At 71.9% G+C, this 11,340-nt stretch carries 9 protein-coding genes; 4 read left to right on the forward strand and 5 right to left on the reverse strand.

Annotated features, from left to right (window positions below; translation table 11 throughout):
• Positions 1 to 3 precede the first annotated feature (3 nt).
• On the reverse strand, positions 4 to 4,953 hold the full coding sequence (locus FL311_RS16940) for an ATP-binding protein (RefSeq protein WP_141326172.1): 4,950 nt from the start codon (positions 4,951 to 4,953) through the stop codon (positions 4 to 6).
• A 353-nt stretch (positions 4,954 to 5,306) separates the two neighbouring features.
• Between FL311_RS16940 and FL311_RS16945 the strand changes: the two genes are divergently transcribed.
• The 3 genes from FL311_RS16945 (at position 5,307) to maiA (ending at position 7,651) form a co-directional block, all read left to right on the forward strand.
• Positions 5,307 to 5,894 (forward strand): hypothetical protein, encoded by a 588-nt coding sequence (locus tag FL311_RS16945; RefSeq protein ID WP_141326173.1) that lies wholly within the window; start codon positions 5,307 to 5,309, stop codon positions 5,892 to 5,894.
• A 120-nt stretch (positions 5,895 to 6,014) separates the two neighbouring features.
• Positions 6,015 to 6,995: a fumarylacetoacetate hydrolase family protein gene (locus FL311_RS16950; protein WP_141326174.1), complete on the forward strand. Its 981-nt coding sequence runs from the start codon at positions 6,015 to 6,017 to the stop codon at positions 6,993 to 6,995.
• Positions 6,992 to 7,651 carry a maleylacetoacetate isomerase gene (maiA, locus tag FL311_RS16955; RefSeq protein ID WP_141326175.1) on the forward strand — a complete coding sequence of 220 codons (660 nt, stop codon included), beginning with the start codon at positions 6,992 to 6,994 and terminating at the stop codon, positions 7,649 to 7,651. Before FL311_RS16950 ends, maiA begins: the two co-directional genes overlap by 4 nt.
• Positions 7,652 to 7,795: 144 nt before the next feature.
• Here maiA and FL311_RS16960 read toward each other — a convergent pair whose 3' ends face one another.
• Positions 7,796 to 8,212 (reverse strand): OsmC family protein, encoded by a 417-nt coding sequence (locus FL311_RS16960; protein WP_141326176.1) that lies wholly within the window; start codon positions 8,210 to 8,212, stop codon positions 7,796 to 7,798.
• A gap of 147 nt (positions 8,213 to 8,359) precedes the next feature.
• Here FL311_RS16960 and chrA point away from each other — a divergent pair, with 147 nt between their 5' ends.
• Positions 8,360 to 9,520, forward strand: a complete 1,161-nt coding sequence (chrA, locus tag FL311_RS16965; RefSeq protein ID WP_228556915.1) for a chromate efflux transporter — start codon at positions 8,360 to 8,362, stop codon at positions 9,518 to 9,520.
• Here chrA and FL311_RS16970 read toward each other — a convergent pair.
• From FL311_RS16970 to FL311_RS16980, 3 genes are all read right to left on the reverse strand, one after another.
• The gene (locus FL311_RS16970) at positions 9,507 to 9,980 is read right to left on the reverse strand and encodes a hypothetical protein (protein WP_141326178.1); all 474 of its coding nucleotides are present in this window, start codon (positions 9,978 to 9,980) and stop codon (positions 9,507 to 9,509) included. The genes chrA and FL311_RS16970 overlap by 14 nt on opposite strands.
• A complete protein-coding gene (locus tag FL311_RS16975; protein ID WP_228556916.1) occupies positions 9,977 to 10,456 on the reverse strand; it encodes a hypothetical protein in 480 nt (159 codons plus the stop codon). The genes FL311_RS16970 and FL311_RS16975 overlap by 4 nt, the downstream gene beginning before the upstream one ends.
• On the reverse strand, positions 10,453 to 11,340 hold an 888-nt coding region (locus FL311_RS16980; RefSeq protein WP_141326179.1), incomplete at its 5' end, for a spermidine synthase. The genes FL311_RS16975 and FL311_RS16980, both read right to left, overlap by 4 nt.

Raw genomic sequence — 11,340 nt, forward strand, 5'->3', positions numbered from 1 at the left:
AACTCAGTGCACCGGAGGGCCCGGGGACTCCTGCGGTGAGGAGGCAGGCCCGGCGCGGGGCAGGGTGACGGTGAAGGTGGAGCCCTCGCCCGGCGTGCTCTCCACGGCGATGGCGCCGCCCAGGGCCTGGACGATTTCGCGGACAATCCACAGGCCCAGCCCGAAGCCGCCGTAGTGGCGCACCGACACCGCGCGCTCGAAGCGGTCGAAGATGCGCGCGCGGTCCTCGTCGGCGATGCCGATGCCGGAGTCGCGCACCCGCAGCAGCGCCTGTCCGCCCTTCTCCTCGCCCAGGGTGATTTCAATCGGCTTGCCGGCGCCGTACTTCATCGCGTTGGAGAGGAGGTTGCCCACCACCTGCTCCAGCCGCATCGCGTCCCAGGAGCCGGTGAGCCGGGGGACGCGCGCGTCGAGCCGCACCGGGCACTCCGCGCGCACGAGCGCCTCGCGGCTGCGCTCCAGCTGCCCCTGGACGAGCGCCACCAGGTCCACCTCGGAGAGCTTGATGTGCAGCTGCCCCTGGGCGAGCCGGGAGATGTCCAGCAGGTCGTTCACCAGCCGCCCCAACCGCTGCGTCTGGGCGGAGGCGGACTCCAGCTTGGTGGAGAGCTTGCGGGGGGACAGCCCTGCGTCTCCGCTGGCGCGGACCTGGGCCTGGAGCCCCTGGATGTGGAGCTGCAGCGAGGTGAGCGGCGTCTTCAGCTCGTGGGCGGCGATGGAGAGGAAGTCGTCTCGGCGGCGCACCGCCTCCTGCTCGGCCTCGAAGTTCTCCGCGTTCTCCAGGGCGGTGCCCGCGAGCACGGTGACGAATTCCGTCAGGCGCTCCTCCACCTCGCCGAACAGCGCGCCCACCTGACGGTGCGTGGCCAGGACGCAGGCCACCGTCTTGCCCCGGACCTGGAGCGGCGCGCACAAGAGCGAGCGCACCCCGGCGAGCTCCATGCTCTCGCTCGCCCCGCCCGGAAGGCCCTGGCCCATCACGGTGATGCGGCCCGTCTCCATCGCGCGGGCGATGGCGGTGCGGCTGGGGCCCTCGGTGTCCTCGTCCTCGGTGAGCACGCGCGGGTCCACGATGGCGCAGTGCTCGGCGCGCAGCAGCTCCAGCATGGACTGGCGCACGGCCTCGAACACCGCCTCGCGCGACAGGGCCGAAGCAAGCCGCCTCCCCGCCTCCAGCACGCGCGGGAAGCGGTCCACCAGCGAGAGCGCGCGGGTGCCACCCGGCTCCGCGACCTCGGGCGAGAGGCCCTCCTCCATCTCCGCCAGCTCGCGCGTGGCCACGGACAGGTCCGCCTCCGCGTCGGGCCAGCCGAGGGCGCGCCCCAGCTCTCCTCGCGCCTTCAGGCTCCGGGCGTGCTCGTGGCGCATCTTCAGGTCGCGCGCGGCCTGGAGGGACTGCTCGAGCCATTGACGGGCCCGGCGCTCCTGGCCCCGCAGCGCGGCGACCAGGGCCCGCTCCCGCAGGGCGTGAGGCAGGTTGTTGCGGTAGGTGCGCGCCAGGGCATGCGCGGCCTTCGCCGTCTTCTCGGCGCGCTCCAGCAGGGCGCGGCGCCTTCCGGCGGCCAGGGGTGAGGTGGCCTCCGCGAGCTGGCGCAGCGCGGTGGCGAGCAGCGGGGTGATGGGGGCCACGTACTCCTGACGCAGGTGGGCCTCGTCGACGAGCCGCGCGGCGCGCTCCAGCACCGCCACCGCGCCCGCCGCGTCGCCCTGGCGCATGCGGTGGAGGGCGTCCGCCTGGAGCACGCCCGCGAAGCTCTGCGGGTCCGGCTGGTCCGGGTTGGTCAGCTCTCCTTCCAGCAGCGCGCCCGGCAGCCTCCCGTCGGACGCCTTCGCCCAGGCCTCCAGGCCCAGCCGCACCGAGTAGCGGTCCCCCAGCGCGAGCGCGGCCGCGTGCAGCCGCTGGCTCGTCTCCAGCGACTCGCGCAGCCGGCCCAGGCGGTAGAGGGCCATGGCCACCTGGAACGTGGCGTTGTTCACCTCCCACGGGTCTCCGGTGCGCTCGAGCAGGCGGATGGCCTGGGTGCACTTCTCGATGCAGTCCTCGAAGCGCGAGGACGCGTAGCAGGCGAGCCCGTAGAAGTGCAGCGTCTGGCCCTGGCCCCAGACGTCGTTCTGCTCCTGGCGCAGGGTCAGCGACTTCTCCGCGTACGCGTAGGCCCGCTCGAACCAGGGCAGGGTGGTCAGCGCGGGCGAGTGCTCCGAGTACGCCTGCGCCAGCTCGGGCGTGGGCGGATAGCGCTCCGCGAGGTTCAGGTCCCTCAGGTGCGCCCACAGCACCGCCGCGCGGCCACGCCGGTACCAGTAGCCATACGCGAGCCGGCTGTAGAGCCGCACGGCCTGGAGGTCCTCGGTGCCGCCCTCGATGGGACGCCGCGCGAGGAACCAGCGCGGCGCCACCGTGTGCGCGGCCTGCGCGAGGATCTCCCACGCCGCGCTCGCGCCGGTGAGCACGCCCCGGGGCGGCACCCAGCGTCCCATCAGCTTCAGGCCCTGCTCCAGCGCGACCGTGGCCTCGCCGAAGTCGCCGCGCTTGAAGGCGAGCTCACCCAGCTGGCCGAGGATGCGCGCCTGCTCCTGCTTCTCCCGCGCCAGTGACTGCGCGCGCTCCAGTTGCTGACGGGACTCCTCGTAGCGGCCGCGCAGCATGAGGACGTTGCCCAGGCCCGCCGCCACGCGGAAGCGGGTGCCCGCGTCCGCGCCCGCCGCGCCGCGCTCGGCGATGCGGTAGTTGAGCTCCGCGGACTCCAGCGCGAACCGCCCGCGCGCCAGCTCCGCCGCGACGAGCGCGTGGGGCAGCGCCTGCGTGTACTCACCCGCCGCGTCGAAGTGGTAGGCCAGCTCGAACGAGTCCTTCGTCGGCTGGGCCGCCGCCGAGCGCGCCGCCTGCCGGTGCAGCTCCCGCCGTCGCTGCGGCGTCAGCATGTCCAGCAGCACCTCGCGCAGCTTGTCGTGCACGAAGGTGTAGCGCGTGCCCTCCTCCCACAGCATGTGTCGGCGACGCGGCTCCTCCAGCGCGGCGCTCAGGTCCTCGCGGGACACGCCCGACAGCGCCTCCAGGCGCGACAGCTCGAAGGACTTGCCCAGCACCGCGCCCACCGACAAGAGGCGCCGCGAGGCCAGGGGCAACAGACGCAGACGCCGCACCAGGAACCCCGCGGCCTGTCGGGACGAGCGCGCGTGCGCCATCGCCGCCGGCTCCACGCTCCAGCCGGAGGGCCCCGGCACCAGCACGCCGTCCTCCACCAGCCCGTGCAGCACCGCGCTCGCCATGAAGGGGTTGCCCTCGGACAGCCGCGTCACCAGCTCCGTGGCCTCGCGGGGCAGCGTGCCCGCCATGGACTCCGTCAGGCGCGTCACCTCCGCCGCGCCCAGCGCGGACAAGCGCAGGTGCACCGTGGGCGCCAGCTTGCGCAGCACGTGCGTGGGGCCGATGTCCTCGCCACGGAAGGCGACGATGACGAGCACCCGTCCCTGTCCTTGTCGCCTCGCCTGGGACCAACCCTCCAGGGCCCGCAGGGTCAGCTCATCCGCCCACTGACAGTCGTCGAGCACCACCACGGCGGGCTCGTCCCGCGTGCCCAGCGCGCCGAGCAGCGCGGTGAGTGCCTGGATGCCGCGGCTCTCACCCAGGGACTCGGGCCCCAGCGCCCGCGCGGAGGCGTGCGGCGCGGGACACAGGAGCGGCTCCAGCTGCGGCAGCACCGTGCACAGCCCCGCCTCCTGTCCGGCGAGCCGCCCCCGCAGCGCCTCGGCCAGCGCGGGCCGCGCCGCGAGCGCCTGGGTGATGGCCGAGGCCACGCCGGTGAACAGCTGGAAGGGCCGCCGCGCCGCCTGGTCCTGCGCCTGTCCTTGCAGCACCCACGCGTGGTGTCTCGGAGCGCGGGCGGAGAGCTCCTCGAGCAGCCGGCTCTTGCCGCCGCCGGACTCGGCCTCCACCACCACCAGTCGCCCCGGGTCCGTCAGCGTGCGCTCGAGCTCGCGCTCCAGCGTGGCGACCTCCTCGTGGCGGCCGACGAAGGAGGGCTCGGTGAGGCTGCGCCGGGCGTCCCTCGCGCCGATGATGAGCTCCGGCTCCGCGTGGCCCTGGGAGAGCGCGTCCTCCAGCTCCAGCAGGTCCGCCAGCGCGGAGGCGGCCGACTGGTAGCGGTCCGAGGGGTCCGTCTGCAGCAGGCGCGAGACCAGCTCCTCCAAGGCGCGCGGCGCGTCCACGCCCACCGCGCGCAGCCGGGGCCGCGCGGACAGGTGCTGCCGGAGGACCTCGCCCACCGAGTCGCCCGTGAAGACGGGGACCCCGGCCAGCGACTCGAAGAGGACGACGCCCGTGGAGTACAGGTCCGACGTGGCCTCCACGGGGCGGTGCAGCAGGCCCGCCTGCTCCGGGGAGAGGTAGCGCGCGGTGCCCACCGGCAGGTCGCGCAGGGACGCATCCAGGCGCTCGCTGCGGGCGAGCCCGAAATCAATCAGGGTGGCGCGCGACAGCGGCTCGCCGGACACGATGAGGTTGGCGGGCTTCACGTCGCGGTGCAGCACGCCGTGGTGATGGGCCTCGGCCAGCGCGGACAACAGGCCCCGGCCCAGCGCGAGCGCCTCGGGGACGCTCAGCACGCCGCGCTCCAGGCGCGCCTCCAGGGACTCTCCCGTCAGCCAGGGGGTGACCAGGTACAGCCAGTCCTCCGAGGTGCCGATGTGGCGCACGGAGACGATGAAGGGGCTGTCGAGCCGCGCGAGCGTGGCGGCCTCGTGCTCCATGCGGTGACGCGCGGCGGGGACGAGCGCCGTGGTGGAGGTCACCTTGATGGCCACGCGCTCCCCGGTGCGCACGTCCACACCGGCCCACGTGGAGATTCCCCGACCGACCTTCAGACGCTGGACGAGCTCGAACCGGTGGCCCAGTCGGCGGCCCGGCCGCGGCTCTCCTGGAACGGCGCTGGCGGATTGGATGCCTTCAGCCATTCAGTGCCCTCGCGCTCCACCCCGCGACGCAAAGGCGCCGTGGTTGGCCGCGCGTCCCGTCCTTCCCGGCAACGTTGGGTGTCGGACGGGCGCCGCCAAGGGAGTGGCCGGAGCACGCTTCCCGTGCGCCGACTCAGCCTTCAACAGCCGCACGCGCTCCGCTTCCCTCCTGCTTCTCGGCCATGCGGGCAGGCTGCTCGGACAGCGGGGGGGCGGGCGCGTCTGACTCGGGTGTGCCCGCACGTCGTCCGGCGGGCGACGGGGCAGGGGGCCGACCTTCCGGCAGGTGGGTGGCACATGCTACGCCGGTGCGTGAAGTCGCCGCTCCTTCCCTCCCCCTGAGGACCTGCTCCATGACGAAGTTCTCGCAGACGTTGCTGGCCGCGCTCGCGCTGTCCCTGCTGCTCCCCTTCGCCTCCGCGCGCGCCTCTGACTATCCGCCCGACTACCCCATCTGCAGCGTCTACGACTCCGTGACGACGGGGCCCTTCGAGGTCATCCGCCACACGCGCCGGCTGCCCGGCCGGCTGGCCACGCTCACCGTCAGCTACCGGGGCTTCCTGCGGGGCCTGTACCCGGACCATCAGATCTCCATCTACGTCAGCCTCAACGGCCGTCAGCAGACGCTGGCCGCGAGCGCGGGCGCGAACAACGACGCCTATGTCTTCCTGAACGCGGGGCCGCGCGCGTGCACCAAGTGCATGCGGTACATGAACACGCCGCTGTGCAACGCGCACTTCGCGGCCGGAGGCCAGGAGGGCGTCTGGGTGTGCGAGCAGCCCTCGGCGGTGGAGAACGACTTGTTCTTCTATGCCTTCGACCAGAACGGCAACCAGAACGCGTGGGACATCCACGTGGCCGCGACGGCTGGGGGCCAGTGGGACAGCAATCTGGGCAACAACTACTTCGCGCGACTGCCCGCGCGGTCGAGCTGCTGGTAGTTTTCCGTCGAGAGCGTTCGCGGCCTGCACCCGAAGCTTGACTCCCCGAGAGCCCCGGCGGAAAAGCCGGGCTCATGAGGCGGCCCCCGCTGTATCCACCGGGCCGCGGGGAGCCCGGGATTGAAGCTCGCGACGCTCAAGGATGGAACCCGTGACGGGCGGCTCATCGTCGTCAAGCGGGACAACTCGGCCTATGCGCTGGCCACCAACGTGGCGCTGACGCTGCAAGCGGCGCTGGATGACTGGGACACGAAGGAGCCGCAGCTGCGCGCGCTCGCCCAGCAGTTGGAGACGGACAGTGTGCAGAGCCGTCCGCTGGACGTGAAGGCGCTGCATGCGCCGCTGCCGCGCGCGTACGAGTGGATTGACGGCAGCGCGTACATCAACCACGTCATCCTGGTGCGCAAGGCGCGCAACGCCGAGCCGCCGGCCACGCTGAAGACGGACCCGCTGGTGTACCAGGGCGGCTCGGGTGACTTCCTGGCGCCCACCGCGGACATCCCGCTGGCGGACGAGGCGTGGGGCATGGACTTCGAGAGCGAGGTCTGCGTCATCCTCGGTGACACGCCGCAGGGGACGAAGGCGGAGGACGCGGGCAAGCACGTCAAGCTGCTGATGCTGGCCAACGACGTCTCGCTGCGCAACCTCATCCCGGAGGAGCTGGCGAAGGGCTTCGGCTTCTTCCAGAGCAAGCCGGCGACGGCGTTCAGCCCGTTCGCGGTGACGCCGGACGAGCTGGGCTCGGCGTGGCGCGAGGGGCGGGTGCACCTGCGCCTGCGCTCGGTGCTCAACGGCGTGCAGGTGGGCGACACGGACGCGGGGCCGGAGATGCACTTCTCCTTCTTCGACCTCATCCAGCACCTGTGCAAGACGCGCAGCTACACGGCGGGCACCATCCTGGGCAGCGGCACGGTGTCCAACGCGGACCGCGCGCGGGGCATCTCGTGCCTGGCCGAGCAGCGGATGATTGAGACGATTGAGGAGGGCAAGCCGAGGACGCCCTTCATGAAGCCCGGGGACACCATCGACATCGAGATGTCGGGTGAGGACGGGCAGAGCGTGTTCGGGCGAATCTCCCAGAAGGTGGTGAAGGTTTCATGAAGGGCCTTCGGCTGCACAACTACTGGCGCAGCTCCGCGTCGTGGCGGGTGCGCCTGACGTTGCACCTCAAGGGCGTGCCGTTCGAGTACGTGGCGGTGCACCTGCTGAAGGATGGCGGGCAGCAGAACTCGGACGCGTACCGGGCGGTCAATCCGATGCGCACGGTGCCCACGCTGGAGTGGACGGAGGCGGATGGGACGGAGCGGCGGTTGTCGCAGTCGCTCGCCATCGTGGAGCTGCTGCAGGAGCGCTTCCCCACGCCGCCGCTGTTCCCGGAGGACAGCTACCTGCGGGCGCGGACGCGGATGATGGCGGAGTACGTGAACTCCGGCATACAGCCGCTGCAGAACCTGGCGGTGTTGCAGCGCATCAAGAGCGAGCTGAAGGGCGACGACAAGGCGTGGGGCGCGTACTGGAACGCCCGGGGCCTGGAGGCGCTGGAGATGATGGTGCAGCCCACGGCGGGACGCTTCTGCGTGGGGGACACCGTGTCGCTGGCGGACGTGTGCCTGGTGCCTCAATTGTATGGCGCGCGCCGGTTCGCGCTGGACTTGTCGCCGTACCCGACGCTGCTGCGCATCGAGGCCGCATGCGCGGAGCATCCCGCCTTCCAGGCAGCGCACCCGGACCGTCAGCCGGACGCGGCGCCGGCCTGATGCGTGCTCGAGGAGCGCCCCGCCATGGATGGGGCGCTCCGGTCTTCCGCTGGCGAGGCGTATCGGCAGGAATGCTTCTGCGCCCGCCACGGGTGGAGCGTGCGGATATCCGCCGCGTTTGTTTCCGACTGCGGAACCCGTGATTCAGGGCGTCGACGCGAAGGTCGTGTCGATGCGCAGCGCGCGCGAGAGCGTGAGCGTCACGGGCGTCTTCGCGGCGATTTCGAGCAGGCGCGCCTTCTGCTCCTCGGTGATGGCGGGGCCAACCGAGAGCACGCGCTCCACGCGCTCCACATCGTTCTCGCGCAGCAGCTTGAGCTTCACGGTGAAGGGGCTCAGCTCCCAGCCCTTGCGCGCCGCGTACATCTTCAACGTGATGGCCGTGCACGCGCCCAGTGAGCCCACCAGCAACTGGTAGGGCGCGGGGCCCTGGTCCGCGCCGCCCAGCGCGGCTGGCTCGTCCGCCTGGAAGTGGTGCTTGCCGGTGCGAATCGATTGCGTGTAGCCGGACTGGCTCTCGACGACGGCCGCCGCGAGCAGCGTGGAGTCATGGGTGGTCATGAGGGCCATGAATCCAGGACGAAGCCCGGGTGACAAGCGTCCACCCGTCCGACATGCGCCGAGCCACACGGATGTTTCGAGCCACCCTCCCTCTTCCGGGGGTAGCTTCCCCCCAGGATGTCACCATTGGAGTCCCAGAACCCCGCCATGCCGGACCGCGCCGCAGCGCTGCGCGAGCTGGCGCTCCTGTTCCTTCGTCTGGGCACCACGGCCTTCGGTGGCCCCGCCGCGCACATCGCCCTGATGGAGGACGAGGTCGTTCGCCGTCGGCGCTGGCTCACGCGCGAGGAGTTCGTGGACCTGCTCGGCGCGGCCAACCTCATCCCCGGCCCCAACTCCACCGAGCTGGCCATCCACATCGGCCACCGTCGCGCCGGCTGGCCCGGCCTGCTGGTCGCGGGCACGTGCTTCATCCTCCCCGCGTTCCTCATCGTCCTCGGCGTCGCCTGGGGCTACTCGCGCTTCGGCGCACTGCCAGACGTGAGCGCGCTGCTCCACGGCGTCAAGGCGGTCATCATCGCCGTGGTCGCTCAGGCCCTGTGGGGGCTCACGCGCACCGTGGTGAAGGGGCCACTGGCGGCCGTCGTGGGAATCGCCGCCGCCACCGCGGCCTTCCTCGGCGTCGATGAGCTGCTGCTGTTGTTGCTGTCCGGACTCGCCGTGTTCGGCTGGCGCGCGGCGACACGTCACGGAGGAGCCTCGGGGCCTTCGGCTGGAATGCTCGTCACGCCGTGGAGCACGCTGCTCCCGCTGGGCGCCGCGTCGGCGGCGGTGCCCTTCACGCAGCAGGGCCTGTTCCTCTTCTTCCTGAAGGTGGGCTCGGTGCTCTACGGCAGCGGCTATGTGCTGCTGGCGTTCCTGCGCTCGGACCTGGTGCAACGACTGGGTTGGCTGACCGAGGCGCAGCTGCTCGACGCGGTGGCGGTGGGCCAGGTGACGCCGGGCCCCGTGTTCACCACGGCCACGTTCATCGGCTACGTGCTCGGAGGGCCCGTGGGCGCCACTGTGGCCACGGTGGGCATCTTCCTGCCCGCCTTCGTCTTCGTCGCGCTCAGCGGCCCGCTGGTGCCCCGGCTGCGCGAGTCCTGGGTGGCGGGGGCCTTCCTGGACGGCGTCAACGTCGCGTCCCTCGCGCTGATGGCCGTGGTGACGTGGCAGCTCGGCCGCGCGGCCCTGGTCGACGTGTGGACCGTGGGGCTCGCCGTCGTGTCGGCCGTGCTGCTCATCCGCTTCCGCGTCAACTCCGCCTGGCTGGTGCTCGGCGGAGGCGCGGTGGGGTGGCTCCTCCGAAGTGCTAGCGGGGCGTGAGCTTCGCCTCGCAGCGGAAGACCTCGACACCGGACAGGTCCGAGCGCCGGTCGATGCACGTCAGCCGCAGGTGCTCTCCCTCACGCGTCGCCTCGCAGTGACGGTTGCCGTCCACCGCCGTCCCACCCGCGTCGGGCCGCACCACGCCGCCATCCGCGTCCACGTGGATGGTGTGGGCACGGTCATGCAACGACCAGTCACCCCGCTTCAAATCCACCTTGGCGCTGGCGCCGCCGTACTCGGGGAAGCCCAGGGGCTCGTTTCCCACGGCCGTCAGGTCGCACGAATCCTCGGGGACCCTCAATTGAAAGGAACCGTTGCCACCGCAGGTGTTCTCGGTGACATCGAACGTGACCTCCTGCGCGTCCTTCTCACAGTCGGGCGCGGAGTCCGCGATGAGCAGCACACCGGTGACGGCGAGCACGGCGACGGAGGCGAGGTTCCTCAAGAACGGCATCATGGTGGAGCTCCTGGGGGTGTGAGGGCCACGGCCGGCGCTCGGGAGAGCAGCGTGGCGCGGCCATACAGCACGGCGAGGACGACGAAGGGCAGGGTGAGCAGGTCGGAGACATCCGCCACCGCGCGGAAGCCACTGAGCCCCAGCGGCGCGCCGATGGGACGCAGCCACTCACAGAACAAGTCCGCGAAGGGCTGGGACACCTTGAGCGCGGTGAACAGCCCCGTCGTCACCAGGGCACCCACGCCCAGCCTCACGCGGAGACTCCAGCGCGTACCGAGCGCCAGCAGTGCGGAGACATAGAGCGGCAGGAAGAAGCAGATGGCCATGTCCGACAGCTTCCCCGTGAGCGTGTTGTGGAAGGTCGGCTTGAGGACGCGGTCGTTCACCGCCATCAGCACCACGGCGGCCAGCGGCATGGGCGCGAGGAACTCCGACATCGACGGCAGGGGCTTGGTCCCCCACGCGCGCCAGCTCACTTCAGCTCCTCCGAGCCCATCAGCGCCTTGAGGAGGATGGCATCCGTCAACATCTCCACGGGCGCCCGGTCATCCGTGAGCGGCGGCGCCGAGGCCACCGGCTGCAGCTCGCCCACCACGCGCGTCGCCAGGGGCCGCAGCGACAGCGGCAGCGAGGACGTCCGCTCGCTCAGCCGCTCCCCCATCCCCTCCGGGCCCGCGTAGAGCAGCGTGTTGCTGTGGTTGCGCGCATCCGCCGCGAGCACCTGCGGGAACACCGTCGCCAGCGTCCCTCCCACCGCGCGCACCACCGCGCGCTCATCCCGGAAGCGGCCCACGTTGAAGCACGCCACGCCGCCCGGCTCCAGGTGCGCCGCCACCTCCTGGGCGAACTCGCGCGTCGTCAGGTGGAAGGGCACGTACGGGAAGCGGAACGCGTCCACGATGATGGCGTCGTAGCGCCGCGTGTCCCGGCGCAGGAACGTGCGCGCGTCCGCGATGTGCACCTCCACCTCTGTCCCCAGGCCGAAGTGCTGGCGCGCCAGCTTCACCACCATGGCGTCCAGCTCCACGCCCACCACGTAGGCCCCCGGGTATGTCTCCCGCAGCCCGCGCGCGCTCGTGCCCGCGCCCAGCCCCAACACCAGCACGCGCGGCGTCCGAGGCTCCGCGCGCGCCATCGCCGGCGTCAGCAGGTAGTGCGCGAACACCTCGTCGCGCACCGGCTGGCCCGGCAGCCACGTGCTCTGCACCGCGAAGCCCTCGTCGAAGACCAGGCTGCGTGTGCCGCTCGGCGACTCCAGCACCTGGAGGAAGGCGTGCGGCGACTCGGCCACCTCGAGCGCCTGCGGATGTCGGGGCAGCGCGTGTGTCCCCAGCACCAGCGCCGCCGCGGGCACCCCCAC

It is taken from the genome of Myxococcus sp. AB025B (assembly GCF_006518215.1).
GTDB classification, from domain to species: domain Bacteria; phylum Myxococcota; class Myxococcia; order Myxococcales; family Myxococcaceae; genus Myxococcus; species Myxococcus fulvus.

Bases quoted from the DNA above. Each gene is read 5' to 3' on its own strand.
- FL311_RS16940 (WP_141326172.1), bottom strand. From the start codon at position 4,953: ATGGCTGAAGGCATCCAATCCGCCAGCGCCGTTCCAGGAGAGCCGCGG.
- FL311_RS16945 (WP_141326173.1), top strand. From the start codon at position 5,307: ATGACGAAGTTCTCGCAGACGTTGCTGGCCGCGCTCGCGCTGTCCCTG.
- maiA (WP_141326175.1), top strand. From the start codon at position 6,992: ATGAAGGGCCTTCGGCTGCACAACTACTGGCGCAGCTCCGCGTCGTGG.
- FL311_RS16960 (WP_141326176.1), bottom strand. From the start codon at position 8,212: ATGACCACCCATGACTCCACGCTGCTCGCGGCGGCCGTCGTCGAGAGC.
- chrA (WP_228556915.1), top strand. From the start codon at position 8,360: ATGCCGGACCGCGCCGCAGCGCTGCGCGAGCTGGCGCTCCTGTTCCTT.
- FL311_RS16970 (WP_141326178.1), bottom strand. From the start codon at position 9,980: ATGATGCCGTTCTTGAGGAACCTCGCCTCCGTCGCCGTGCTCGCCGTC.